The 24,777-nt window shown below is 75.2% G+C and carries 19 protein-coding genes and 1 pseudogene; 9 read left to right on the forward strand and 11 right to left on the reverse strand.

From position 1 onward, the window contains the following. The first annotated feature begins 64 nt into the window (after nt 1-64). Complete coding sequence (locus tag T328_RS01880; RefSeq protein ID WP_496494008.1) at nt 65-532, forward strand: YunG family protein; 468 nt, start codon at nt 65-67, stop codon at nt 530-532. On the opposite strand, the gene T328_RS01885 is transcribed toward T328_RS01880, so the two are convergent. After that, nucleotides 468-1,616 carry a serine hydrolase domain-containing protein gene (locus T328_RS01885; protein ID WP_496494009.1) on the reverse strand — a complete coding sequence of 383 codons (1,149 nt, stop codon included), beginning with the start codon at nt 1,614-1,616 and terminating at the stop codon, nt 468-470. The genes T328_RS01880 and T328_RS01885 overlap by 65 nt on opposite strands. Before the next feature lie 228 nt (nt 1,617-1,844). On the opposite strand from T328_RS01885, the gene T328_RS01890 reads away from it, so the two are divergent. Beyond that, the gene (locus T328_RS01890) at nt 1,845-2,447 is read left to right on the forward strand and encodes an ArsR/SmtB family transcription factor (protein ID WP_496494010.1); all 603 of its coding nucleotides are present in this window, start codon (nt 1,845-1,847) and stop codon (nt 2,445-2,447) included. A 212-nt stretch (nt 2,448-2,659) separates the two neighbouring features. Further along, nucleotides 2,660-2,893 (forward strand): annotated as a pseudogene (locus tag T328_RS01895) (response regulator transcription factor); the annotation flags it as partial. 3 nt (nt 2,894-2,896) lie between these two features. On the opposite strand, the gene T328_RS01900 reads toward T328_RS01895, so the two are convergent. The 3 genes from T328_RS01900 to T328_RS01910 form a co-directional block, all read right to left on the reverse strand. After that, nucleotides 2,897-3,928: an NHL repeat-containing protein gene (locus tag T328_RS01900; protein WP_496494011.1), complete on the reverse strand. Its 1,032-nt coding sequence runs from the start codon at nt 3,926-3,928 to the stop codon at nt 2,897-2,899. Nucleotides 3,929-3,995: 67 nt separating this feature from the next. After that, the gene (locus T328_RS01905; RefSeq protein ID WP_496494012.1) at nt 3,996-5,264 is read right to left on the reverse strand and encodes a helix-turn-helix domain-containing protein; all 1,269 of its coding nucleotides are present in this window, start codon (nt 5,262-5,264) and stop codon (nt 3,996-3,998) included. Nucleotides 5,265-5,640: 376 nt separating this feature from the next. Continuing rightward, the gene (locus T328_RS01910; protein WP_496494013.1) at nt 5,641-7,296 is read right to left on the reverse strand and encodes an acyl-CoA dehydrogenase family protein; all 1,656 of its coding nucleotides are present in this window, start codon (nt 7,294-7,296) and stop codon (nt 5,641-5,643) included. Between T328_RS01910 and T328_RS01915 the strand changes: the two genes are divergently transcribed. Next, the gene (locus tag T328_RS01915; RefSeq protein ID WP_496494014.1) at nt 7,279-8,529 is read left to right on the forward strand and encodes a YihY/virulence factor BrkB family protein; all 1,251 of its coding nucleotides are present in this window, start codon (nt 7,279-7,281) and stop codon (nt 8,527-8,529) included. The genes T328_RS01910 and T328_RS01915 overlap by 18 nt on opposite strands. Nucleotides 8,530-8,818: 289 nt before the next feature. Here the strand turns inward: T328_RS01915 and polX are convergent, their stop codons facing one another. Further along, nucleotides 8,819-10,564 (reverse strand): DNA polymerase/3'-5' exonuclease PolX, encoded by a 1,746-nt coding sequence (gene polX, locus T328_RS01920; RefSeq protein ID WP_496494015.1) that lies wholly within the window; start codon nt 10,562-10,564, stop codon nt 8,819-8,821. A gap of 315 nt (nt 10,565-10,879) precedes the next feature. Between polX and rsgA the strand changes: the two genes are divergently transcribed. Continuing rightward, complete coding sequence (gene rsgA, locus T328_RS01925) at nt 10,880-11,998, forward strand: ribosome small subunit-dependent GTPase A (RefSeq protein ID WP_496494016.1); 1,119 nt, start codon at nt 10,880-10,882, stop codon at nt 11,996-11,998. A 207-nt stretch (nt 11,999-12,205) separates the two neighbouring features. Here rsgA and T328_RS01930 read toward each other — a convergent pair whose 3' ends face one another. Beyond that, nucleotides 12,206-13,207 carry a helix-turn-helix domain-containing protein gene (locus T328_RS01930; RefSeq protein WP_496494017.1) on the reverse strand — a complete coding sequence of 334 codons (1,002 nt, stop codon included), beginning with the start codon at nt 13,205-13,207 and terminating at the stop codon, nt 12,206-12,208. 100 nt (nt 13,208-13,307) lie between these two features. Between T328_RS01930 and T328_RS01935 the strand changes: the two genes are divergently transcribed. Next, nucleotides 13,308-15,812, forward strand: a complete 2,505-nt coding sequence (locus T328_RS01935) for a protein phosphatase 2C domain-containing protein (RefSeq protein ID WP_496494018.1) — start codon at nt 13,308-13,310, stop codon at nt 15,810-15,812. Nucleotides 15,813-15,886: 74 nt separating this feature from the next. Here T328_RS01935 and T328_RS01940 read toward each other — a convergent pair whose 3' ends face one another. The 3 genes from T328_RS01940 to T328_RS01950 all read right to left on the reverse strand — a co-directional run bounded on the left by T328_RS01940 (nt 15,887) and on the right by T328_RS01950 (nt 19,594). Continuing rightward, nucleotides 15,887-17,275, reverse strand: coding sequence for a CoA transferase (locus tag T328_RS01940; RefSeq protein ID WP_496494019.1), 1,389 nt, complete (start codon nt 17,273-17,275; stop codon nt 15,887-15,889). A gap of 192 nt (nt 17,276-17,467) precedes the next feature. Beyond that, nucleotides 17,468-18,532 carry a DUF2637 domain-containing protein gene (locus T328_RS01945; RefSeq protein WP_496494020.1) on the reverse strand — a complete coding sequence of 355 codons (1,065 nt, stop codon included), beginning with the start codon at nt 18,530-18,532 and terminating at the stop codon, nt 17,468-17,470. Between the two features lie 126 nt (nt 18,533-18,658). Then, complete coding sequence (locus tag T328_RS01950) at nt 18,659-19,594, reverse strand: (2Fe-2S)-binding protein (RefSeq protein ID WP_496494021.1); 936 nt, start codon at nt 19,592-19,594, stop codon at nt 18,659-18,661. Between the two features lie 176 nt (nt 19,595-19,770). On the opposite strand from T328_RS01950, the gene T328_RS01955 reads away from it, so the two are divergent. After that, nucleotides 19,771-20,376: a GntR family transcriptional regulator gene (locus T328_RS01955; protein ID WP_496494022.1), complete on the forward strand. Its 606-nt coding sequence runs from the start codon at nt 19,771-19,773 to the stop codon at nt 20,374-20,376. Between the two features lie 74 nt (nt 20,377-20,450). Here the strand turns inward: T328_RS01955 and T328_RS01960 are convergent, their stop codons facing one another. Together T328_RS01960 and T328_RS01965 are read right to left on the reverse strand one after the other, a co-directional pair. Then, on the reverse strand, nt 20,451-21,425 hold the full coding sequence (locus T328_RS01960; RefSeq protein ID WP_496494023.1) for an acetylxylan esterase: 975 nt from the start codon (nt 21,423-21,425) through the stop codon (nt 20,451-20,453). Between the two features lie 239 nt (nt 21,426-21,664). Continuing rightward, nucleotides 21,665-22,663, reverse strand: coding sequence for a LacI family DNA-binding transcriptional regulator (locus T328_RS01965; RefSeq protein ID WP_496494024.1), 999 nt, complete (start codon nt 22,661-22,663; stop codon nt 21,665-21,667). Nucleotides 22,664-22,798: 135 nt separating this feature from the next. Between T328_RS01965 and T328_RS01970 the strand changes: the two genes are divergently transcribed. Both T328_RS01970 and T328_RS01975 read left to right on the forward strand, forming a co-directional pair. Beyond that, on the forward strand, nt 22,799-23,551 hold the full coding sequence (locus T328_RS01970) for a sugar phosphate isomerase/epimerase family protein (protein WP_496494025.1): 753 nt from the start codon (nt 22,799-22,801) through the stop codon (nt 23,549-23,551). Beyond that, nucleotides 23,548-24,657, forward strand: coding sequence for a Gfo/Idh/MocA family protein (locus T328_RS01975; protein ID WP_496494026.1), 1,110 nt, complete (start codon nt 23,548-23,550; stop codon nt 24,655-24,657). The genes T328_RS01970 and T328_RS01975 overlap by 4 nt, the downstream gene beginning before the upstream one ends. Nucleotides 24,658-24,777 lie beyond the last annotated feature (120 nt).

A 24,777-nucleotide genomic window follows, 5' to 3' on the forward strand; every position in this document is an offset into this window, starting at 1 on the left:
GGCGGGGTGCCGGCGGGGACCGTGCAGCCGGGCGTTGTCAGTGGCGGCTGCGAGCATGGCCGCCATGACGCCGTTGCTTCTCACCGACATCGAGCGAGCCGTGCGCAGCAGTTGGGGCGCCGACACGTGCACGCCCGAGTTCCGGGCGCACTGGACGCCCGAGAACCCCGCCCGGGACCAGTGCGGCACCACGGCGATGGTGGTCAACGACCTGCTGGGCGGCGAGTTGTTGCGCGGCGAGGTTCTGGTGAACGGGCAGCGCACGGACTACCACTGGTGGAACCGACTGGGCATGGGTATCGAAATCGACCTCACCCGGGAACAGTTCGAACCGCACGAGGTCGTCACCGACGGTATGGTCATCACCCGGCCGCCGAAGCTCGTGCGGCTGCGCGAGGAGTACGAGCTGCTCCGCGACCGCGTGGCGGAGAAGCTCACGTACGCGCGGTTAGCGAACGCGGACTCGCTCAGCCGAGGGCGTCGGCGAGCACGTTGTCCATCAGGCGCAGGGTCGCCGCGAGGCCGCGGGTGAGCTGGGCGGGGTCGCCCGTGCCGGTGGTGTGGACGACGACGGCCGTGCGGCCGTCCTCCGTGCAGGAGACGTACGTTTCGCTGCCCGCGCCCTGGCCCGCTGGGGTCCACACGTGGCGGCCGGAGGGCAGGGTGCGGCGGATGATGCCCAGGCCGTAGCGGCCTCCGGGGATGAGCCGTGCGTAGTCGGCTGTGAGGGGGACGGAGCGCAGCATCGACCGTAGTTGGGGCGGGGGCAGGACGGCGCCGCGGAGGAGGGCGGTCGTGAAGCGTTCGAGGTCCCCGGGGGTGGTGACGATCTCGCCGGAGGCGCCGTAGAAGGTCATGTTCCGTACGGTGGTGTCGGTCCATTCGGCGCGGTTCTCCGGGAACCGCTTGTACGTGCGCGCGTGCGGCGCCGGCAGCGCCGTGTCGTTGGCGGGCGCGTAGGTGTGGCGCAGGCCGAGGGGGCGCGTGATGCGTCGGTGCAGTTCCCGGCGCCAGCCGTGGCCGGTGACCGCCTCGGTGACCATGCCGGCGACGACGAAGTTGGTGTTGGAGTACTCCCACTCGGGCTCGGGGTCGTCCGGGTCGGCCGGGGGGAACCGGGGTGGCTCCGCCAGCGACATGGCGACCAGTTCCGCGGGCTCGTAGTGGCGCTTCCGGTGGCGCCGGAAGGACTCTCCGGTCTGGTCGAAGTCGATGAGCTGGGTGTGGTTGGGCAGCCCGCTGGTGTTCTGGAGCAGGTGGCGCAGGGTGATCGCGTCGCCGTCGTAGCCGTTGCCGGCGATCAGGCCCGGCAGCCAGCGCGACACGGGGGCGCCGAGGGCCAGGCGCCCCTCGGCCTCCAGGGCGAGGACCAGCGTGGCGACGAACGTCTTGGTGATGCTGTTGCCGCGCAGGTAGCCGTCGTACGGGGGCGGCTCGGCGGTCTCCAGGTCGGCGACGCCCGAGCGGGCGCGGGCGCGGCGCCGGCCGTCGCGGAGGTGGGCGACGACGCTGACGAAGCTGCCGTCGGCCTGGGCCCGTTCCACCTCGCGCCGCAGCGCGCCGGTGCCGGAGCCGTCGGTGCCGGTGCCGGTGCCGGAGCCCCGTGCCGCGGCCAAGGACACCGGGGCGGCGGCCAGGGCGGCCAGGCCGGCGCCGGCGACAGCGCGACGGCGGGGACGGTGACGGTGACAGCGCGACGGCGGTGGGTGCATGCGGGACCTCCTCGGTGTGGGCGATCGAGTCTGGCCGCCGGGCGGGTGCCGTGTCGGTAGCGTTTCTGCCCGTCTGGGGTGGAGATTTGTGCAGTCTTGACGCGGACCGCACGCCCTCGACACCATCGGAACATGTCTTCCGAGAAGGATGCTTCCGACGGTGCCGCAGGCTCCGATCCGCGCGCCCTGCGGGCGCTGGCGCACCCGGTCCGGCTCGACCTGCTCTACCTGCTGGAGCGGGAGGGACCGCTGACCGCGAGCCGGGCCGCGGAGCTGCTCGGGCTCACCCCGAAGGTGTGCTCGTACCACCTCGGCACCCTCGGAAAGTACGGCGTCATCGAGGAGGCCCACGGCGGCAGGGGCCGCGCCCGGCCCTGGCGGCTGCGCGAGACCGCCCTCGACTACACCCACGACCCGGACGAGGAGCCCGCGACCACCCACGCGGTGGACGCCTTCGCCACGACCATGCTGGCCCGGGACGCCCGGGTGGTCGAGGAGTTCATCCGCCGACGCCACCGGCTGCCGCGGCGCTGGCGCAACGTCTCCGCGATGTCCAGCACCCCGCTCCGGCTGACCCCCGGGGAACTCCGCGAGCTGCGCGCCGACCTGCTCGCCGTACTCCACCGCTACAACGAGCGCGGCGGTGCCCCGCGCCCCGGTGCCCATCCGGTGCACACGGCCGTCTACGCCGTGCCCACCGAACTCGGCGCCCTCACCGCCCGGGAAGAGGACTGACGATGCCGCGCCCCACCTCGGATGCGGTCGCCGCGGCGGCGCGCGGCGGCGCGGTCCGGGTGCTGATCGCCGAGGACCCCGAGATGCTCCGGCAGGCCCTCGCCCGGCTGCTGGCGGAATACGACACCGGACCACCAGGACCACCCCGCCCGCCGGGCCGGCCCACGCCGCCGCCGGACCGAAGCGACCGGGACCGGGACCGCGACCGCCTCCTCGACCGGATGACGCCGCGCGAGCGGGAGGTGCTGGCACTGATGGCCCAGGGCCGCTCCAACACCGGCATCGCCGACACGCTCGTCCTCAGCCGCAGCGCCGTCGCCAAGCACATCAACGCCATCTTCACCAAACTCGACATCCCGCCCGCGGGCCGCGACAACCGCCGCGTGCTCGCCGTCCTCGCCTACCTCCGCACGAGCGCCCCGGCCCCCGCCGGCGAACGGACGTGACCGTCAGCCCGATGACCGGCGCCACTTGCGCAGGCTCACCAGTTCGCGCGGCGGCGTCAGCTTGCTGCCCACCTCGACGTACGACACCTCCGCCGCGTACACGTCGCCCGCCGAGTCCACCGCGATGCTGTGCAGCCAGTTGAACCGGTCCGGGGCCTCGCCGGGGAGGTCCGCGCCGAAGCGGGTGACCTCGTGGCCCGCGGTGTCGAAGACGCGGATCCTGTGACCGATGCCGGGGACGCCGTGCTGCACCGGCGGGGGGCCCTGTTCGGCGACGTAGAGGCGGGTGTCGGGGCCCGTGCCGGTGGCGCAGACGGCGACCGCCTTGTGGGCGTGCCACGTGGTGCGGAACCCGCCGTCGCGGGAGAAGACCTGCACCCGGTGGTTCTCGCGGTCGCAGACGACCACGGTGCCGTCGCCGTCGGCTGCGTCGGCGAGGGTCAGGGCGTGCGGGAGGCTGAAGCTGCCCGGGTCGGTGCCGGGGGTGCCCCAGGAGGCGAGGTGGCGGCCGGTGGCGTCGAAGCGGTGGACGCGGGAGTTGCCGTAGCCGTCGCTGACGAAGACGTCGCCGGTGCGCGGGCATATCGCCACGTCGGTGGGGCGGTTGAAGGGCTCGCCGCTCTGGAAGCCGCTGGGTTCGCCGGTGCCGAGGGTCAGCAGGGTGGTGCCGGTGCGGTCGGTCTTGGTGAGGGTGTTGCCGACGTCGTCGACGAGCCAGAGGTGGTCCTCGTGGTCGACGGTGACCGCGTGCGGGCGGGTGAAGCGGCAGCCGCGCCAGCGCGGCAGGGTGTTGCCGTACGGGTCCTCGTACAGCTCGGTGCCGAGGTACGGGGTGTCGTTGCCCCACATGTCGACGACGTTGCCCTCCGGGTCGAAGACGAGCACCGGCATGTTGCCCCGGTTGAACACGTAGACGCGGTCGGCCGAGTCGACGGCGACGGAGGTGGCTTCCCTGAGCCAGATCCCGTGCGGGATCTTCGCCCAGAGGGGGACGGGTTCGTAGACGGTGTCACCGGTCGCGGGCCCGACGGCCATCGCTTCCTCCCCTGCAGACGCGTGGGCCGGCGATCATAGCCCGCGCCCGTGAACGGCGCCGCGGCACTCAGCGGCGGGCGGCCAGGACCGCCGGGGCCGTGGACTGCGGGAGCAGGTCGGCGGGGCGGGCGGGCAGCCGGAGCTGGACGTCGATCTCGTCGCTGAAACGGTACGGCCGATGGGTGAGCAGTCCGGCGAACTTCCGCCGCAGCCGGGACACCTCGGCCCGTACCGTCACCGTACGCTCCGGGTCGCCGAAGAGCGCGTCGGCCAGCGCCGTGGAGCTGAGCCCGGCGCGGTGCACCGCCAGCAGGTACAGCACCTCCGCGTGCCGCGGGCTCACCTGCTGCGTCCACCGGCCCGCGCCGCCCAGCACCGCCAGGCTCGCCGACGCCGACCGCGTCAGGTCCAGCACCACCCGGGTCGGCGGCGGCGCGGACTCCTCCGGCTCGACCCGGACCAGCCACCCGCCGCCCGGCAGCGGCGCCAGCGCACACGGCCCCAGCACCGGCAGCGTGCACGCGCCCGCCGCCGGCGACGTCGGCAGCGTCACCCGCTCCGGCGGCAACATGCCGGTGGCCGCCGCCGCCCAGCCGTGCTCGTCCACGGCCAGCGCCCGGCCGCCGATACCGGCGAGGACGGGCGCCGCGACCGCCCGCAGCCGCCCCATCGCCGTCCAGTGTTGGTCCCGCAGCTCGCCCTCCGCGACCCGGCCGACGGCGGTGACGAACGCCAGCGAGATCGTCGGCATCGTGAGCGCCGGTCCTGTGACGTTGACCACGCCCAGGACCCGCCCGTCGCGCGGGTCGGTCAGCGGCGCGGCGCCGCAGCTCCACCGGTGCCAGGTGCGCAGGAAGTGCTCGTCGCCGTAGACACCCACGGGGTGACCCGTCGCCAGCGCGGTGCCGATGCCGTTGGTGCCCGCGGAGTCCTCGCTCCAACTCGCGCCCTCCGCCAGGCCGATACGGCTCACCGCCTTGAGCATCCCACGCTCGCCTTCCCGCCACAGCACCACGCCGTCGGCGTCGGTGACCACGACGACGTGCTCGGGTACGGTGTCCTCGGCCGGCATCAGCCCGTCGCGCAGCACCTCGCGCAGGACGCCCACGACCGCCGTACGCCGCCGCCACTCCAGCTCCACGACGCCCACCCGCCGCGGCCAGCCGCCCTCCCGGTCCAGGCCGCGCGCCTCCGCGCGGCGCCACGACTCGCCGATCACCTCACGCGGTACGTCCCTGGCTGGCGGCAGCTCCGGGAGGGAGACGGTGTACGCCTCGGCAGCCTGCCCGCCGGAGCCGGCCCGCGCCCGGCCCCAGCCGGGCCGCGGGCCGCGCACCCGGCCGTTTTGCCGGGGTCTCCGCCCGCCGCCCGCATCCGCAGTTTCCGGCACAACACTCCCAGCCGGCCCGGCTGTTCAGCGGGCCCGGATTCCATGGTGCCCGCGTCCGCGCCCTTACGCCCACCTCTTGGACCAAACCGGTCGCCCGCTGCAATTCCAGGCTGCAACGGTGTGCAACCTTTGCGTACGCGCGTGCGCGAGGAGTTGAGTGGCGCGGGGTTGACGAGCGGAAGGGGTGACGAGTCGGCGCGGCACCGCTTCCGACGCCCTGCAACAGCGGAAGGCCGCCTCCCCTCCCTGCGGGAGGCACCTTCCGCTGCCGCATCCCGGCCCGGGCCGCCCGCACCCGGGACCGCGGTCCCGGCGCCGCGGATCACCCCGGCACCGGCCGGGCCCGGTCCACAACCGCCCGCAGATCCGGCCCGTGCGGCAGCGTCCCCAGCGCCGCCCCCCACTCGCCGCCCAGCCGCGAGGCGCAGAAGGCGTCCGCGACTGCCGCCGGCGCATGCCGTACGAGCAGCGCGCCCTGCAGCACCAGTGCCAGCCGCTCCGCCAGCCGGCGGGCCCGGGTCTCGACGCCCTCCAGGTCCGCCAGCTCCGTCAGCAGGTCCTTCACCGCCCGGTCCAGCCGGTGGTCCGCGCCGCGCGCCCGGCCGATCTCGGTGAGCACGGCGTCCACCGCCCGCGGCTCCCGCCGCAGCGCGCGCAGCAGGTCGAGCGCCTGTACGTTGCCGGAGCCCTCCCAGATCGAGTTCAGCGGCGCCTCGCGCAGCAGCCGCGGCATCCCCGACTCCTCCACGTACCCGTTGCCGCCCAGGCACTCCAGCGCCTCCGCCGCCACCGGCGTGCACCGCTTGGTCACCCAGTACTTCGCCGCCGGCACCGCCAGCCGCAGGAACGCCAGTTCGTCGTCCGTCCCCGCGTCGTACGCCGCCGCCAGCCGCAGCGCCAGCGCCGTCGCCGCCTCCGACTCCAGCGCCAGGTCCGCCAGCACGTTGCGCATCAGCGGCTTGTCGGCGAGCACCCCGCCGAACGCCGTCCGGTACGTGCAGTGGTGCACCGCCTGCGCCACCGCCTGGCGCATCACGGCCGCCGCGGCGGTCGCGCAGTCCACCCGCGTGGCGGCGACCATCTCGATGATCGCCGGGATGCCCCGGCCCTCCTCGCCGACCCGCCAGGCCAGCGTCGTGCCGTCGAACTCGACCTCGGCGGAGGCGTTCGAGCGGTTGCCGAGCTTGTCCTTCAACCTCTGTAGGAGGAAAGTGTTGCGGCTGCCGTCCGGCAGCACGCGCGGCAGCAGGAAGCACGTCAGCCCGCCCGGCCCCGCGCCGCCGGACGGCACCTGCGCGAGCACCAGGAAGGCATCCGACATCGGCGCCGAGCAGAACCACTTGTGGCCCGTCAGCGCGTACGCCCCCGCCCCGGCCGGCTCCGCCCGGGTGGAGTTGGCCCGTACGTCCGAGCCGCCCTGCTTCTCCGTCATGCCCATCCCGGCGATCGCCCCCGCCTTCCCGGCGACGGGCACCAGCCCCGGTTCGTACACCCGCGACGTCAGCAGCGGCTCCCAGACCGCGGCCAGCTCCGGCTGCGCGCGCAGCGCCGGGACGGCGGCGTGCGTCATCGAGAGCGGACAGCCGTGTCCCGCCTCGGCCTGCGTCCACACCAGGAACCCGGCCGCCCGCCGCACGTGCCCGTCCGGCCGGTTCCAGGCATCGGTCAGTCCGGCCGTCACTCCGCGCTCCATGAGCTGGTGCCAGGCGGGGTGGAAGTCCACCTCGTCGACGCGCCGGCCGTAGCGGTCGTGGGTGCGCAGCACCGGCGGCGAGGCGTTCGCCGCCACGCCCCACCGCTGCACCTCGGCGGCGCCCGCCGCGCGGCCGAGCGCGGTCAGCTCCGCGCGCGCCTCGGCGTGCCGCTCCGGCGCGACGTACCGCTCCACCGCCTCGGTCAGCGCCGCGTCCGCGGCGTAGACGTCGTAGCCGACCAGCGGCGGTGCCTGATTCGTCACCGTATGAGTACCTGCTTCCATGACAGCTACGGTAGGCAGGTGGGAGCAGAACGGGAAACGGGTGCGGAACAGGGCGGACGCGGCGGACCCCGCGGCCGGCTGCGCCGGGCCCGGGCCCTGTACCAGCACCTGCCCAAGCGGCGGGTGGCGTGGCTGCTGTTGAAGGACACGGTCAACACCTGCATGCAGCAACGCGTGATCGGCCTCGCCGCCGAGGCCGCGTTCTTCAGCCTCCTGTCGCTGCCGCCGCTGCTCCTCGGCCTCCTCGGCCTGCTGGGCTACTTCGACCAGTCGCTCATCGACATCGAGACCATCCGGCACAACATCATCGACGCCTCCGACACGGTCCTGACGGACAAGGGCGTCGACGAGATAGTCCGCCCGCTCCTCGACGACGTCACCCGCGGCGGGCGCCCGGACCTCATCTCGTTCGGCTTCGCGCTCGCGCTGTGGTCGGGCTCGCGCGCCGTGAACGTCTTCATCGACACCATCACCATCATGTACGGGCTCGAAGGCCACCGCGGCATCGTCAGGACCCGGCTGCTGGCGTTCGGGCTCTACCTCGTGGCGCTGGTCATCGGCGTGGTCGCGCTGCCCCTGACGGTGGCCGGGCCGGACGCGGTGGTGCACCTGCTGCCGTGGAGCGAGACCGCCCTGCGGGTGCTGTACTGGCCGGTCGTCACGCTGCTGTCCATCGCCTTCCTGACGACGCTCTACCACGCGGCCGTGCCCGTCCGCTCGCCGTGGCGCGAGGACCTGCCGGGCGCGCTGGTGGCGCTCGGGATGTGGCTGCTGGGCAGCCTGCTGCTGCGGCTCTACCTGCTGAACGCCGTGGAGGGGCCGACCATCTACGGCTCCCTCGCCGCCCCCGTCGCGGTGCTGCTGTGGTTCGGCGTCTCGGCGTTCGCGGTGCTCGTCGGCGCGGCGGTGAACGCCGCGTTCGACCGCGTCTGGCCCTCGGTGGCCACCGCCACCGGCCGCGCCGAGACGGCCCGCGCCCGGGAGGAGGCGGCGGCCCGGCTGGTCGCGGCGGCCTCGGCGGAGCGGCAGGCCCGGATCCGCGGGCTCGACGGGGACGCGTCGGCGGAGGAGTGGGAGCGCGAGCCGGAGCCGGAGCTGGCCGAGGAGGGGGAGGAGGCGGCGGAGGAGGCCCGTCGGAACCGGGCCAGGGACCGGCCGGCCGAGCCCGCCGAGCGGGATGAGCCCGCTGGGCGGGAAGAGGGGAGCGGCACGAGGTCAACTTCTCGGCGCTGAAGGACCGAACTCGGTCTCGGTCACAGAAGAGCCTCGATTGCAAGTCCTGCCCGTCGCTGGCTGCGGCGTATGGCCTGCGTCCAGGACCGCAAGTCACGGTCCAGGGGCGATTGACTGCGCCCCGCTACCACGCACGCCCCGAAGGACACGGGAGCCGCCGCAGCTCACCTGTGGGCGAGCCAGGTCACAACGGGCTGGTCCTGGCGCCAACCGTGTCCCCACCGGCGCGTGGTTCGTGCCTTAACGCTCGCAGTCCCGGAACGGAGTGTAGCGCAACGGCTCCGTTACGCTACCTCGTCCCGTTAGCCCCCTTCACGCGCAGGAACCGCCGCAGCCGCGCCAGCGGCCAGGTGTTGATCACGTCCTCCGGCGTCAGCCAGCCGCGCTGGGCGACGCCCACCCCGTAGCGCATGTTCGACAGGTCCGGCACCGAGTGCGCATCGCTGTCCACCGCGAACTTCACGCCGTGGCTCCGCGCCCGCAGGATCAGCTCGTCCGGCAGGTCGAGCCGGTTCGGGTGCGCGTTGACCTCCAGCGCCGTGCCCGTACGGGCGCACGCCGCGAAGACCGCGTCCCAGTCCGCGTCGACCGCCGGCCGCTTGCCCGCCTTGCGGGTGGTGGGGTGGCCGATGACGTGCACGTGCGGGTTCTCCACCGCGGCGAGGAAGCGCCGTGTCATCTCGTCCCTCGGCTGGGTGAAGTGCGAGTGCACCGACGCCACGCACACGTCGAACGTCTCCAGGAAATCCTCCGGCCAGTCGACCGAGCCGTCCGGCGCGATGTTCAGCTCCGTGCCGTGCAGCAGCCGCATCCCGCCGCTGCGCCGCCGGTGGCGTGCGTCCAGCTCCGCCACGGTTTCGCGCTGGGCGAGCATCTTCTCCTTCGTCATGCGCTGCATGCGCAGCTCGGGCGCGTGGTCGGTGACGGCGTAGTAGGCGTAGCCGCGTTGCCTGGCGGCCTCCACCATCGCCTCCAGCGAGTCGATGCCGTCGGTGAGGTCGGTGTGGGTGTGCAGGTCGCCGCGCAGGTCGTCCTCCGTCACCGGCTCCGGCGGCCCGTCCCCGGTCGCCGCCTCGATCTCGCCGCGGTCCTCGCGCAGCGGCGGCGGGATCCACGGCAGGCCGAGGCGGGCGTAGACGTCCTCTTCGGTCGTGACCGGGATACGGCGCCCGCTGCGGGCGTGGAACAGCCCGTACTCGGACAGCTTCAGCTTCTTGCGCACCGCGATCTCGCGGAGGCGGATGTTGTGCTGCTTGGACCCGGTGAAGTACTGCAGCGCCGCGCCCCACGCGTCCGGCGGCACCACCCGCAGGTCGACCTGGACGCCGTCGGTGGTGCGGATGCTCGTCTTCGTCCCGCCCGTGCCGATGACCTCCCCGACCAGCGGCAGCCCGGTGAACGCCGCCGTCAGCGGCGCGGAATCCACCGCCGCGGCGAGCACGTCGAGGTCCCCGACGGTCCCGCGGCGCCGCCGCAGCGAGCCCGCGTACGTGCAGCGCTCGCAGCCCGCCACCGCCGACAGCCGCGCGACGATGTCCTCGGCCAGCGCCAGCGCCGTGTCGACCGGGATCCGGCCGGTGGACGAGCGCAGCAGGTCGATGCCGTGGAGCAGCTTCTCCTCGCTCTTCGGCCCGAACCCCTTCAGGTCGCGCAGCCGGTGCTCGCCGATCGCCGCGGCCAGCTCGTCGACGGAGGACACGCCCAGCTCCTCGTACAGGACCAGTGCCCGCTTGGGGCCGAGGGCGGGGATCGCGATCAGCTCCCGGACCCCGGCCGGGATCCGCTCGCGGGCCTCGTCGATGGCCGCCACCCGGCCCGTACGCAGGTACTCGCCGACCTTGCCGGCGATGGAAGCACCCACCCCGGGGATCGCCTTGAGCGCCTTGGCGTCCAGCCCGGCGACGTCGGCGGAGTGGCCGCCGACCGCGCGGGCGGCGCGCTCGTACGCGCGCGCCTTGAAGGCGTCGCCGCCGGTGATGGACAGCAGGTCCGCGTACTCCTGTAGGAGCGCGGCGACCTCCTCGTTGGACGCCACCTGTGTTCACCTCGGTCCACGTCGCGGGGAGTACGGGCGTACGGGCGTACAGCGGTACGGGCAGCGGGGCCGGCGCCCGGCCGTCCCGCGGAGACTGCACCCGTGCCGACAAGCATGCCGCCGATCGCCGCTCCCCGCCGCCCGGGCGCGGCGGGCAGGGAAAACCGCTGGCGCCACGTGTGCGTCGCTGCATACGCTTCCAGCGCACCTTGTGACCGGTACCGACCAGGGAGGTGAGGGCCATGACCGAAGCCGTCAGGGGCGCAGTCCCCGCAGGACAGCCGCACGCCCGCTCCTTTCTGAAGGGTCACTCTGTTGACACACCTCCCCGCCCCCCGTCCCCTCACCGCGTACGGCTGGGATGAGGCCGCCGCCGACGCCTTCGCGCCGTACGAGTCCGAGGGGCTGATCCCCGCCCGCATCGCGCGGGTCGACCGCGGCTCCTGCATCGCGCTCACCGACTCCGGGCCCGTACGCGCCACCACCGCCCGCCTCGCGGGCACCGACCGCGCCGCCGGCCGGGCCGCCGACCTCACCCGGCTGCCGTGCACCGGCGACTGGGCGGCGCTCGAACCGGGCGAGCACCCCGCCGTACTGGCCCTGCTGCCGCGCCGCACGGCGTTTCTGCGCTCGGCGTCGTCCAAGCGCTCCGAGGGCCAGGTCGTCGCCGCCAACGTCGACCACGCCGTCATCGCCGTCTCGCTGGCGGCGACGCGCGCCGCCGACATCGAACCGGCGCGCCTGGAGCGGATGCTGTCGCTCGCCTGGTCCAGCGGCGCGCAGCCGCTGGTCGTCCTCACCAAGGCCGACCTGGTCGGCGACCCCGTCGTCCTCGGCCACCTCGTCACCGACACCGGGGAGGTCGCGCCCGGCACCGCCGTCCTCGCGGTCAGCGCCGCCACCGGCGCCGGCGTCCCGCAGCTGGCCGCCGCGCTGGCCACCGGCACCTCCGTGCTCCTCGGCGCCTCCGGCGCCGGGAAGTCCACGCTCGCCAACACCCTGCTCGGCGAGGCCGCCCAGGAGGTCCACGAGGTACGCGACGCCGACGGCAAGGGCCGGCACACCACCGTCACCCGCGACCTGCTGCCGCTGCCCGGCGGCGGCGTCCTCATCGACACCCCGGGCCTGCGCGGCGTCGGCATGTGGGCGGCCGACGACGGGCTGGGCCAGGTCTTCGCCGAGATCGAGGAACTGGCCGAACGCTGCCGCTTCCACGACTGCACGCACACGGCCGAGCCGGGCTGCGCGGTCGTCGCGGCCCTGGAGAACGGCGAGTTGCACCCGCGCCGGCTGGACAGCTACCGCAAGCTGCAGCGCGAGAACGCCCGCATGACGGCCCGCACCGACCTGCGGCTGCAGGCGGACCAGCGCCGGGAGTGGAAGCGCCGCGACGCGCAGAACCGCGAAGGGCGGGCGCGCAAGGGGAGAGGCTGAGGCACGGGCGGCGGCCCGCCCGGGACGCGCGAGGGTACGCGGCCTGCCGGAACCCGCGCACCTCACGGGGCGGAGCCGAGGCCCCGGTTGCGGGCGGCGGCGTGTTCCGGGCGCAACCGGCGCCGCTCGCGTTTGCCGGCGAGGTACGTGGTCACGCCAGCGCCGACAGCACCCCGCCGGTGGCGTACGCGAGACCGACGAGAACGGTCACCGCTCCGGGGCCCGTTCAAGGCACCAGCCGCGTTCGTGGGCGTACCAGCCCAACTGCAGTCGCGTGTGCACCCCGGCGATCTCCATCAGCCGCTTCACCCGCCGCTGTACGGTCCGCAGCCCCAGGTCCAGCTGCTTGGCGGCGCTCGCGTCCGTGAGTCCCGCCAGCAGCAGCCCGAGGATCTGCCGGTCCACCGCGTCCGGCCCGTCCGGCCCCTGCTCGGCCACCGCCGCCCCGCCCGCGGCCAGCCGAAGGGGCAGCGCCTGCCGCCACAGGCTCTCGAAGAGCCCCACGAGCGCCTCCAGCAGCCCGCTCGCGTGCACCACCAGCGCGGCGGGCTCGCCGGCGTCGGCGGACATCGGCACCATCGCCGTCGCCCCGTCCGCGATCACCAGCTTCGTCGGGACCACGTCCGCGACCCGCAACTCCTCGTTCCGGCGCAGGGCTTCCGCCGCCTCCGCCACCGTGCCGGGGGCGAGCAGCCGGGAGCGCTCCAGCACCACCCGGAAGCGCACGCCGCGGCCCGCGGCCTTCTCCTCCGCGGTGTTGTCCTGGCTGCGCACCGCCAGCGGCTCGCGCGTGACGAACGCGCACACCTCCTGCTCGGCGCCGAGCTGCAGCTGCAGAAACCGGTGCGCCACCGCCCTCGCGCCGGTCACCACCTCGACCAGGTCGTGTACGTCGGCCGGCTCGCCGGCCTCCGCGCGGTACTCCTCCGCGAGCAGCGCCGCGGCCAGCTCGGCGCGCTCCAACTCGTGCCGCTGCTGGATGAGCAACGCCCCCAGTGCCACCGACGGCGGCGCCGCCACCCAGCGGCCGGGCCGCGCCGACGACTGCGCCGCCAGCCCGTGCTGCTCCAGCCGCCGCAGCGTCCGCACCGCCTCCGGCTCGGGCAGCGCCAACCGCCGCGCCAGCTCGGGGACGTCGGCGGCGCCGAGTGCCACCAGCGCGCGGTAGGCCGACTCCTGCACGTCGTCGAGTCCGATGGCACCGAGCACCTGCACATCCTGACCTTGCGGGCGGCTCGGTTGGAAGGCCTTTGCCGTGATCTTGCGGGTCCGGTCGTTGCGGACCGGGGTGGCGGGGAACAATAGAGGCATGGATCGGCAGGGGGAGACGGCGGGGGAACGCCGCACCGAGGACGACTGGTGGCACGACCTGTACGAGGAGGGGGTGCCGGACACGGGCCCGCAGCGTGCGGGTGACACCCTCGACGACCGCTTCGCGTCGGTGGCCCGGACGGTGGAGGAGGAGTCGGAGCCGTCTGTGCGGGAGCCGTCTCCGCGGAAGTCGGCTCCGCCGGGGGCGGCGGGGCCGTCGCGGCCGTCGGCGGCGGAGCCGTACGACCAGATGCGAGACCCCGACTACCCGCCACCGCCTGGGCCGCCGCCGGTGCCGGCACCGGCACCGGCGCCGCCGCCCTCTGGCTCCGCGTCGGTGGCGCCGTCGGTGGCGGGTGTTCCGGGCTTCACGGAGCGCGCGGAACCTGCGGCGGCCGGGCGCGGCTGGGCGGACGATGTGTTCGCGGGCCTGCGGGAGGACCTGCGGCGGGACCTGCCCCCGGCGGAACGCGCGGACATCGCGGACGCGGAGCCCGAGCGCGAGCCGGAGCCGTACGAACCGCCCCCGCCCGCACCGGAGCCGCCCGCGGAGGCGGCGGAGCCTGGTCCGCGGGAGTCCGCGGAACCCGCCTGGTGGGAGTCCGTGGATCGGGCCGCGGTGGACGCGGCGCCGTCCGGTCCTCTGGAGCCCGCTGGTCCCGCCCCGGTGGAAGCGGCAGGGCCGCCCGCCGCGTGCGGGTCCGCGGATCGTGCCGTGGCGGAGGCGGTGCCGTCCGGCCCGGTGGAAGTGGCCTCACCCGGCCCGCAAGAAGCCGCGGACCCCGTCGCGGCGGAAACGGTGCTGCCCGCCTCGCGGGAAGCCGTGGATACCGCGTCGGCGGAAGCGTCGCCGCTCGACCCGCGGGACTCCGTGGAGGGCGCCTCGCTTCGCACGGCGCCGTCCGGCCGAGGGGAGACCGCGGATCCCGACCCGGCCGACGCGAAGCCGTTCGGCACGGAGGGACCCGCGGCACCTGAACCGGCGGAGAGCGTGCTGCCCGGTCCGCGGCAGCCCGTTGATCCCGGCCCCGTGGAAGCGGTGCCGCCCCGTCCGCGGGAATCCGCGGTCCCCGCGCCGGCGCAGCCGGAAACGCCTGCGTCGGCCTACTCGGCGCCGTCCGTCCCTGCGGAGGCGGCGGAGCCCGGTCCCGGCGAGAGCGCACCGCCCGCGCCCGAGCCTTCCGTTCCGGCCCCACCGGCGCCGCCCGGTGCGGCGGCAGCTGTGCCACCCGACCCGGCGGCGACGGCGGAGGCCCGGCCCGGGGAGACCGCACCGCACGCCCCGGCGGCCTCCGTACCGCCCGCCCCCACGGGGCAAACGGCCCGCCCCATTCCCGCCGGAACCTCGCCGGCGCCCGCCACCATGCGGCTGCGCCAGGTGTCCGTCACCGACACCCTCACCGACGCCGACTGGGCCGGCCGGCGCACCGGTTCCTTCGTCGGCGGTGGGCCGCCCACCTACGAGGCGGAGCCCACGGCGCTGCCCGAACTCGCGCCCGGGGCGCTCGGGGAGTTGGTGCCGGACACCGTCCTCGACGGCGCGCGCTACGGGTCCTTCACCCTCCGCACCGCCGCCACCCGCGGCGACAGCCCCCGCTACCGCGGCGAGTCGCGGCGCGACGCCGTCCTCACCGCCCGCTTCGGCGGCGGCGACGACGCGCTCGTGTTCGTCGCCGTCGCCACCGGTGCCCGCGGCGTGCCCCGTACGGACCGGGCCGCCGCCTCGCTCGTGCGGTGGATGGGCGAGGCCGTCGGCCGCAGCCGGGCCCGGCTCTCCGAGGACATCCGCACCGGCCGCCGCGCCGCGCTGAAGGGCGGTCTGCACCGGCTCACCGGCCGCACGTACGGGCTGATGCGCGCGCAGGCGGAGGAGTTCGGCGTGGATCCCGCGGAGTACACCGCGGGGCTGCGCTGCCTGCTGCTGTCCACCGACGCCGCCTGCCGCACGCGGGTGTTCTTCGGCACCGGCACCGGCGGCCTCTTCCGGCTGCGCGGCGACGAGTGGCAGGACCTGGAGCCCGCCCCGCCGGCCGACGACGAGGGTGGCAAGGGCGACGCGACCGACGAGGGCGGCAACGGCGACGCGCGCGACGCGGACGACGAGCAGAAGCCCGTCGATCCCCGGCTCACCGTCGACCTCGGCGCCCGGCCCCCGCGCAGCGACCCCGCCGGCCCTCCGCCGCCCGGCTTCGGCGCCCCGGGTTCGGCGCCCCCGCCCGACGCCCCGCCCGGCTTCGGCGCGCTCGTGCCGTCGCCCGACCCCGGTGAGCCGGCGCCGTTCGCCTTCCGGGCGTCGGAGGGGAAGCCCGGCGACGTGCTGCTGCTGTGCAGCCCCGGGTTCGCGGAGCCGCTGCGCGGGGCGCCCGGGCTGGCGGCGGAGCTGGCGGAGCGGTGGCGCGGCGAGGCGGCGCCGCCCGGGCTGGCCGCGTTCCTCGGGGACGTCCAGCTGCGCGCCAAGGGCTTCGCCGACGACCGCACCGCCGCCGCCCTCTGGGAGAGCTGAGCAAGGGGGGGCCGGCGCCGCCGGCCCCCTTTCCGTCACATGTGTCTGACGGGCGCACCGCCCTGGAAGTTTCGTCAAGCACCGCCCCACACCGGGGCGTCCGTACCCCACAGACCCGGCGGGCGTGCCCAGTTCACCGGGCCTCCCTCGTACGACACCGGCGGCAGCACGTACCGCAGCCGGCCCATAGGGCTGTCGGTCTCGGTCACTCGGCGCCCGGCGTCGAAGCCGTCTTCCTCACGCGGGGCGGGGGGCAGGACGTGGACCAGCCAGTGCGCGGTCTGCGTCAGGGCCAGGCGGACCAGCCGGGTACCGCCCGTGCGGTGCTGCTCGGTGAGCGCGCGCAGCACCCCGGCCGCCAGCAGATAACCGGTACCGTGGTCGAGTGCTTGGGCGGGCAGCGTGCCGGGCGAATCCGACGAGCCCTCAAACTCGGCGATGCCGGTGGCCACCTGGACCAGGCTGTCGAAGCCGCGCCGCCCTTGCCACGGCCCGTCATGGCCCCACGCGGACAGCTGAGCGATCACGAGCCCCGGACGACGCCCGGCGAGCGCCTCGGGCGTCAGCCCGAACGGGTCCAGCGCGCCCGGCCGGTAACCGGTGACCACCACGTCCGCCTCGTCCAGCAGGTCCTCGAAGACCCGGCGGCCGGTGGCATCACCCAGGTCAACGGTGGTCGAGCGTTTCCCCATGCCCGTGTCGTTGTGGGCCTCCTGACTCTCCGGCAGCTGTGGGGCGTCGATCCGCAGCACGTCCGCGCCGAGCAGCGCCAGCGTTCGGGTGGCGACCGGCCCGGCGAGCACCCGGGTCAGATCCAGGACGCGCAGCCCCGCGCAGGGCAGCGCGGCATCACCGAGCATCCGGCCCGGGGCGTCGTTGACGCGCGTCGTTGTCAGCAGCGGCTTCCCCGCGACCAGGGCCCCCTGCGTGCTCTTGGCCCATTCCTCGGGGCTGCGTGCCGCGACGGCGAGGCCGCCCGCCGCGTACACGGTCTCCTCCACCTCCAGCGCGGCATGCCCCGCGATCGCCCCGGCCACCGCGTCCATCGCCTCCTCGCCGATGTTCCCCGGCACCCCGAGAGCGGCGAGCAACCGGGCCCGGTGGTGCGGGTAGTTGGCGTGCGTGCGGACCCATCCATCGGCCGCTCGCCAGAACCGGGACAACGGTGCGAAGGTCGACCACGCTTGCCCGTCGACCCGCACCAGCCGGTCGCTGAGGAACGCCGCCGCGACCGACTCGTCGTCGACCCGCACCCGGGGCACGGGCCGCCCCGTGCGTTCGGAAGTCAGCTCGGCGGCGGCGAGCGAGCACACCGCGACGGTGGCCCGCGCCAGTTCCATGACGGGCAGCCGTGCCGGCAGTCCCCCGGACGGACCGCTGTAGGACACCCGGTCGAGCAGAGAAGAATCGGCACCCAGTGCCACCCAAGCCTGCGACGCGCCTGTCGAGATTGAGGAGTTCATAGGGGCATGGTGGCACCGAGTGCCATCTTCGGGAAGGTCCCGGGCACCACGCAACCGGGACCCGCACGGACCACGCGGGTTCGGCGAGGACGTCCTGGAGCACGAGGGTGTTGATGTACACCAGAGACGCCTGGAAGATGCGCAGGCACAGCGTGGCCCGGACCCACCTCCCCGGGCCCTGGAGGAACACCGTCAGCGGAGCTGGTTCTCCATGGCCCTGAGCTTCTGCTCCAGGGTGTCCAGCGGGGCCGCCAGTTCGTCGTCCTGTACGACGGGCCGCGCGGCACGCTGGGTGGCCGGCTTCGCGGCGGGCTGCGCGGGCGGTGTCCCGCCCGCCTGCTCCGTGGCCGGCCGCCCGAGGCCGACCGCCGGCCGGGACCGCAGCGGCAGCTGCGCCGCCGCCTCCGGGACCGGCTCCGGCGTCAGCGCCACCGCCGGCTCGGCGCGCGCCGCGGTCAGCTCGCCCGGGGCCAGCGCGCGGTGGTGCTTGCCGAGCGCCTTGAGCCGGACCCGCTCCAGCCGGGCCTGCTCGCGCTCCTCGGCCCGCCGGCGCGCCTCGTCCCGGCTGTCCTGCCGCACCTCGTCGACCGCCTCGTCGAGGGTGCGTACGCCTTCGAGGAGCATCAGCGACCACGCCCGGAACGTCTCGCGTGGCGCCCGCAGCCAGCGTACGAACCGGATCTGCGGCAGCGGCCGCGGTACGAGCCCCTGCTCGCGCAGCGCCGCCCGGCGGGTCTGCTTCAGCGCCCGGTCGAAGAGCACCGCGGCGGACAGCGACATGCCCGCGAAGAACTGCGGCGCGCCCGCGTGCCCGGCGCCGCGCGGCGCGTGCACCCAGTTGAACCAGGCCGCCGCGCCCGCGAACGTCCACACCAGCAGCCGGGAGCCGAGCGCCGCGTCGCCGTTGCTGGCCTCGCGTACGGCGATGACCGAGCAGAACATGGCGGCGCCGTCGAGCCCGAACGGGACCAGGTACTCCCAGCCGCCGGACAGGCCGAGGTTCTGCCGGCCGAAGCCGACCAGGCCGTGGAAGGAGAGCGCGGCGGCGACCGCGGCGCAGCAGAAGAGCAGGACGTACGCCAGCGTCCCGTACATGGCCTCCTTGCGGCGGCGGCGCTGCTCGCCGGCCTCCCAGGAGTCGGCGGGCTCGCCGGCCTTCTGCCGGCCGCGTACGACGACGGCGACGGCCGCGAGCACGCCGAGCAGCAGCACGGCGGCCGGGAGGGCCCAGCTCAGCGGTATCCCGTTGAATCCCATCGGATGTCCCTTGCCTCGCCATGTGACTCGTGACTCGTGAGTCGTGGTTCGGGCACCGATACTCGCGGAACTGCACGGCGATTCCGGAGGAAACGAAATCAGCCACTCAAACGGGTGGCTTGCGGGCTAAGTGCTTGCGACGAGGCGGGCGACGCGCTCCGTGTCGCAGGTGCGGGGGCAGGTGACGCAGGTGTCGTCCGGCCGCAGCGTGTAGTACATGCAGCAGCTCGCCCGGTCCCGAGTGGCCAGGGGCTGCCCCGCCGGCCCGGTGAGGGTGCGGAAGGCGGCGCCGCCGGCGTACGGGGCCGTGGCGGGTCCGTTCCCGGGGCCGTTCCCGGCGCCGTTCCCGGCGCCGTTCCCGGGGAGGAGCCGTGTGGCCTCGGCCATCGCGCGCTCCTCCTCGCCCAGGAGTTCGCCCAGGTACCAGAGCCCCTCGACGATCTCGTCCGTCGCCATCCCCCACAGGGCGCGCGGCCCGCGGCGCATCCGCGGCCCGAACGCGGCGAGCACCGGCTCCAGATGCTCGGCCACGGCGCCTCGCACCTCGGCGCGCAGCGCCTCCTCGCCGGCGACGACGCGGGCGCCGGGCAGGCCGGCGGCCGGGTCGTCCGGCAGGCAGGCGAACCCGCTGCCGCGGGCGGCGGCGCGGGTGCGGCTGCCGTCCGCGTTGCGGTGCAGCGCCACGGTGTCCACCGGGAGCCGGGGCACCCGGCGCAGCAGGAACCAGGGGACGGTGACCAGCAGGCAGGCGGACCAGGCGTAGCGGTGCAGGCCGAAGCTGGCCACGACGTCGGGGCGGGCGTCCTCGCCGTAGTCGCGGCGGACCTGCTCGGCGTCCCAGGCGAGGAAGTCGTCGAGGACCTCGCCGCCCGCGGCGAGGTCCGCGGCGGCCACCCAGCCGGGCCCGGTCGGCAGCGGCTCCGCGGGGCCGAGTTCGGTGACGGCCAGGAACGGCAGGACCTCGGTGAGCCGCGCGTACGCCGCGGTGACCGGCGTGCCGGCGCGCCGGGCGCGCGGGCGGCCGGCGTCGTCGAGCGGCTGGGGCGCTGCGGGTGCGGACATCGGTGCGGTGACCACCCTGGGCTCGGCGGGGCGTGGTGTGTTCCCGACCCGTCGGCGGGTTCAGGTAAGCCTAACCTTAACCGGCTTGATCCCGAGGTAGGCAAGGGGCACCGGGTTACTGTGTGGCGCGGCGGTCCCCCAAAGGGGCGTATTTCTGTGGTGAATCGGGAGAAAGAGTGGACGAGGCGGGGCAGACGGCGCACACGCCGGCGGCGATACGCAACCCCCGCGCCCGGTCCCGGGTGCGCCGGCACTCCGTACGCGACCAGGTGCTCGACGCGCTGCGCACCGCGGTCCTCGGCGGCGAACTGCGGCCCGGCGAGGTGCACTCCGCGCCCGCGCTCGGCGAGCGGTTCGGCGTCTCGGCGACGCCGGTGCGTGAGGCCATGCAGCAACTCGCCGCGGAGGGCGCGGTGGAGATACTGCCCAACCGCGGCTTCCGGGTGCTCGCGCCCAGCGCGCGCGACCTGGCCGAGCTGGCGGAGGTGCGGGCGCTGCTCCTCGTACCGCTGCTGCACCGGCTCGCGGCCGGGCTGCCGCCGGAGCGCTGGGTGGCCCTGAGCCGGCTCGCGGCGGACGACGCGGAGTTCCACGAGGCGCTGGTGGCCCTCTCCGGTAACCGCCAACTGGTCCGCGTGGCGGGCGAACTGCGGGCCCGGGCGCGCCCCCCGGCGGTGCCGCAGGCCCGCCGGCAGGCGCTGGTCGACGCGCTGGCGGCGGGCGACACGGCGGCGGCGGAGGCGGTGCTGCGGGAGCTGCTCGGCGCCCCGGAGCGGCCCTGACGGGGCGTACGGCCGGGAGACCGTGGGGTGGTGCGCCCCCGCCGGGCGTCCTAGACCTGCCCCCGCGGGGTTCCCTAGACCCGCCCCAGCCAGGCCAGCGACGCCACCCGGTGCTCGTTCCCGCCGCCCTCGTGGCCGTTCCACGGGTAGACCTCGATGTCCTTCGGCCCGCCCCAGTGGTTGTACGACGCGAAGACCGTCGACGGCGGGCACACCTCGTCCATCAGCGCCACCGAGTACAGCGCGGGCACCCGCGCCCGCACCGCGAAGTTGAGGCCGTCGAAGTACGACAGCGTCCGGAACACCCGCTCGTCCGCGCCCCGCTGGGTGGCCAGGTACAGGACCAGCTCCTGGTACGGGTTCCGGTCGGTGATCGTGACCGCCCGGCGGAAGTGGTTGAGGAACGGCACGTCGATCATCGCCGCCGCCACCCCCGGGTGCAGCCCCGCGACCGCCGTGGCGATCGCGCCGCCCTGGCTGCCGCCGCTCACCGCGATCCGCTCGCCGTCCACCGCCGGGTGCGCGGCGGCGGCGCCGACGGCGCGCACGGCGTCGGTGAAGACCCGGCGGTAGTAGTACTCCTCCGGGTCGAGCACGCCGCGCGTCATGAAACCGGGGGTCTGCGCGTTGCCCGTGCCGTACGGGTCGGGGGTGGAGCCGGCGTTGTTCCGGTGGGCGGCGCCCTGGCCGCGGGTGTCGACGACGAGGACGGCGCGGCCGGCGGCGGGCCAGAACAGGTGGTCGTGCGGCAGCCCGCGCCCGCCGCCGTAGCCGATGTAGTGCATGACGCACGGCACGGGCCCGTCGGCGCCCCGGGGCAGGACGAGCCAGGCGGATATCCGGTGGCCGCCCCAGCCGGCGAAGGACACGTCGAGGACGTCGACCGCCGTCAGGTCCGTCGGGTACGGGCGGAACTCCGGGGCGAGGCCGCCCGCCGCGGACTCCGCCTCGGCGAGGGTGCGCGTCCAGAAGTCGTCGAAGTCGGCGGGTTCGTCGCGCTCGGGGCGGTAGTCGCGCAGTGCGTCGAGGGGCATGTCGAACAGGGCCATGTCGGTGCTCCAGTCGGTCGTGACGGCGGTGCCGTTGCGAGTGCGGGCGGGTGGGCGGAGTCGGGGGAGTACGGTTCGGCCGCGGCGGCGTTGCGGGACCGCCGGCGGCGTCCGGGCGGGCGGGACGTACGGGACACGCAGGACGTGCGGGAGCGCGGGGGAGGGCGGGCGCGTGCGGGACGTGCGGGAGTGCGGGGGCGTACGGGGCGGTGGCGGCGCGGGTGCGGGCCCCGCGGCGCTCAGCCGGCCCGCGGCGGGCCCGTGGACTCGCGCACCGTCAGCGTCGTCGCCAGCTCCACCTGCTCCGGCTGCGCCGCCCCGCCCTCGCCGTGCAGCCGGAGCATCCGGAACGCCGTCGCCGCCATCGCCTCCAGCGGCTGTACGACGGTGGTCAGCGGCGGCGCCGCCCACGCGGCCACCGGAGTGTCGTCGAAGCCGGTGACGCTCACGTCCGCCGGCGCCCGCAGCCCCCGTTCCGCCAGCCCCTGCAGCACGCCGAACGCCTGCCCGTCGTTCGCCGCGACCACCGCCGTCGGCGGCTCGGGCAGGTCGAGCAGCGCCAGCGCCCCGGCCCGGCCGTCGGGCGCGAAGAAGTCGGCCCTGCGGATCAGCGCCTCCTCGACCGGCAGCCCGGCCTCCAGCAGCGCCGCGCGGTAGCCGTCGAAACGGGCACGGGCGGACCAGACGGTGAGCGGCCCGGTGACGGTGGCGATGCGGCGGTGGCCCAGCTTGATGAGGTGGCGGGTCGCGGCGAGGCCCCCCTGCCAGTTCGTGCAGCCCACGGAGCGCACGCCCGCGCCCGGCTCCGCCGGCGGGTCGATGGCGACCAGCGGGATGCGCTTGGCCGCCAGCCGCGCCCGGGTCTCGGGCGCCGGCATCTGGTGGACGAGCAGGACGCCGTCGCTGCCGCGCGCCATGATGCGCTCCAGGGTGTGGCGCAGGACGTCCGCGCTGTCGGGCACGCTGTCGATGACGATCCGGCAGTCGGCCTCGGCGCCGGCCTCGACCGCGCCGGTGACCAGCGCTTCCGCCCACGGGCTGTTGAGGCTGCCGATGACGAGGTCGACGACGCCGGAGCCGCGCGACGGCCGGTATCCGTGGTCGGCGAGCAGCCGGGCGATCCGCTCGCGGGTGGCGGGGGCGACGTCGGTGCGGGCGTGCAGGACCTTGGAGACGGTCGACACCGAGACACCGGCGCGGGCGGCGATATCACTGAGGGTGGCTTGTTCGGGAGGCATGGCACGTCCTTTTTCGAAAACTTCGGCCAGCGTGCAAGTCGAGTTCCGGCCTGTCAAGGGTGTTGACGGGGGTCGGCCGGGCTTCTAGCGTCACTGGTGAGCGAAAAATTGTCGAAAACGATCGTGGAGGAGACCATGAGCCCGTCCCTGGGCGTGCAGCTCTACACCGTTCGCGACGAGATCGCCGCCGACCGCCCCGGCACCCTCGCCGCGCTCGCCGGCTTCGGCTACCGCGAGGTCGAGTGCTACGACGTGCTGACCGACCCCGAGGCGCTGCGGGCCGACCTGGACGCCGCGGGCCTCGCGGCCGGCTCCGTGCACGCGCACGTCCTCGCCGGCCCCGAGCAGGCCGACGCCGCCTTCCGGGGCGCGCGCACCGTCGGCGCCGACACCGTCTTCGTGCCGTACCTGCCGCCGGAGCGGTTCACCGACGCCGACGGGATACGGGCCGTGGCCGGCGAGCTGGCCGAGGCCGCGAAGCGCGCCGCCGGGCACGATCTCGCGCTCGGCTACCACAACCACGAGTTCGAGCTGTCCCAGCACGTCGGCGGCGTCCCGGCGCTGGAGGCGCTGGCCGGCCTGCTCGCCGACCTGGACGCCCCGGTGCAGTTCGAGGTGGACACGTACTGGGCGGCGGTCGGCGGCCAGGACGTGCCCGCGCTGCTCGGCCGCCTCGGCGACCGCGTCACGCACCTGCACGTCAAGGACGGGCCGATTACCAAGGACGACCCGATGACCGCGGTCGGCTCCGGCCGGATGCCCGTCGAGGCCGTGCTCGCCGCCGGCGCGGGCGCCCGCCGGCACATCGTCGAACTCGACCGCTGCGCCACCGACATGCTCACCGCCGTCGGCGAGAGCCTCGCCTGGCTGGAAGGGAAGCGCCGATGACCGCCAGGGAACCCCTCGGTGTCGCCGTGGTCGGCTGCGGCACGATCAGCGACCAGTACCTGACGAACCTCACCGCCTTCCCCGACCTGCGGGTGCTGTTCTGCGCCGACCTCGACACCGAACGCGCCGCCGCGCAGGCCGCCGCCTACGGCGTACCGGCGCACGGCACGACCGAGGACGCCCTCGCCCACCCCGGCGTCGAGCTGGTCGTCAACCTCACCGTCCCCGCCGCCCACCACGACGTGGCGATGGCGGCCGTCGAGGCCGGCAAGCACGTGTGGAACGAGAAGCCGCTGACCCTCGACCCCGCCTCCGGCGCCAAGCTCGTCGCCCGCGCCGCCGAGGCCGGCGTGCGGCTCGGCTGCGCCCCGGACACGTTCCTCGGCGCCGGGCTGCAGACCGCGCGCCGGCTGCTCGACGACGGCGCGATCGGCGCGCCGCTGAGCGGTCTGGCCCTGATGCAGACCCCCGGCCCGGAGTCGTGGCACCCCAGCCCCGAGTTCCTCTTCCGGCACGGCGGCGGGCCGCTGTTCGACATCGGCCCGTACTACCTGACCTGCCTGGCGACGCTCTTCGGGCCGGCCGAGCGGGTCGCGGCGGTGGCCCGCAAGGCGCGCGCGTCCCGGGTGATCGGCTCCGGACCGAAGGCCGGCACCGAGTTCCCGGTGGAGGTGCCCACGCACGTCGCCGCGCTGCTCGACTACGCCGCGGGCCCGGCCGCCTCGCTGGTCGTCAGCTTCGACTCCCCGCTGAACCGGCAGGGCTTCGTGGAGATCACCGGCACCGAGGCCACCCTCGCGCTGCCCGACCCCAACCGCTTCGACGGCACGCTGCGGCTGCGCCCCACGGGCTCCGACGAGTGGCGGGAGATCGACGCGGCGGGCGCCACCGCGGGCCGCGGCATGGGCGCGCTCGACATGGCCCGCGCGCTGGCCGCCGGCGAGCCGCACCGCGCCTCCGGCGAGCTGGCGCAGCACGTGCTGGAGACCATGGCGGCGATCGAGAAGTCCGCGCGCGAGGGGGAGTTCGTCGCCGTCGGGGGCGCCGGCTTCACCGTGCCGGCGGCGCTGCCGGCCGACTGGGATCCGGGCGTACGGATGAGTTGAGCTTCCGTCGGGGCGCGGGCACACTCCGGAAACACCGGCAAGGGAACGGCCTGGATGCGCTTCCGGCTGGAGCTGCCGGATGTCGGCGCCTGGGACGTCGCCCTGTGGGGCGGTCGCGGG

Source organism: Streptomyces sp. CNX435, from assembly GCF_059570575.1.

Excerpts from the sequence above, each read along its gene's own strand:
- T328_RS01945 (WP_496494020.1), bottom strand. The coding sequence starts at position 18,532 with ATGGGATTCAACGGGATACCGCTGAGCTGGGCCCTCCCGGCCGCCGTG.
- T328_RS01900 (WP_496494011.1), bottom strand. The coding sequence starts at position 3,928 with ATGGCCGTCGGGCCCGCGACCGGTGACACCGTCTACGAACCCGTCCCC.
- T328_RS01940 (WP_496494019.1), bottom strand. The coding sequence starts at position 17,275 with ATGAACTCCTCAATCTCGACAGGCGCGTCGCAGGCTTGGGTGGCACTG.
- T328_RS01915 (WP_496494014.1), top strand. The coding sequence starts at position 7,279 with ATGAGTACCTGCTTCCATGACAGCTACGGTAGGCAGGTGGGAGCAGAA.
- T328_RS01935 (WP_496494018.1), top strand. The coding sequence starts at position 13,308 with ATGGATCGGCAGGGGGAGACGGCGGGGGAACGCCGCACCGAGGACGAC.
- T328_RS01890 (WP_496494010.1), top strand. The coding sequence starts at position 1,845 with ATGTCTTCCGAGAAGGATGCTTCCGACGGTGCCGCAGGCTCCGATCCG.
- T328_RS01975 (WP_496494026.1), top strand. The coding sequence starts at position 23,548 with ATGACCGCCAGGGAACCCCTCGGTGTCGCCGTGGTCGGCTGCGGCACG.
- T328_RS01950 (WP_496494021.1), bottom strand. The coding sequence starts at position 19,594 with ATGTCCGCACCCGCAGCGCCCCAGCCGCTCGACGACGCCGGCCGCCCG.
- T328_RS01960 (WP_496494023.1), bottom strand. The coding sequence starts at position 21,425 with ATGGCCCTGTTCGACATGCCCCTCGACGCACTGCGCGACTACCGCCCC.
- T328_RS01880 (WP_496494008.1), top strand. The coding sequence starts at position 65 with ATGACGCCGTTGCTTCTCACCGACATCGAGCGAGCCGTGCGCAGCAGT.
- T328_RS01910 (WP_496494013.1), bottom strand. The coding sequence starts at position 7,296 with ATGGAAGCAGGTACTCATACGGTGACGAATCAGGCACCGCCGCTGGTC.
- T328_RS01965 (WP_496494024.1), bottom strand. The coding sequence starts at position 22,663 with ATGCCTCCCGAACAAGCCACCCTCAGTGATATCGCCGCCCGCGCCGGT.
- T328_RS01970 (WP_496494025.1), top strand. The coding sequence starts at position 22,799 with ATGAGCCCGTCCCTGGGCGTGCAGCTCTACACCGTTCGCGACGAGATC.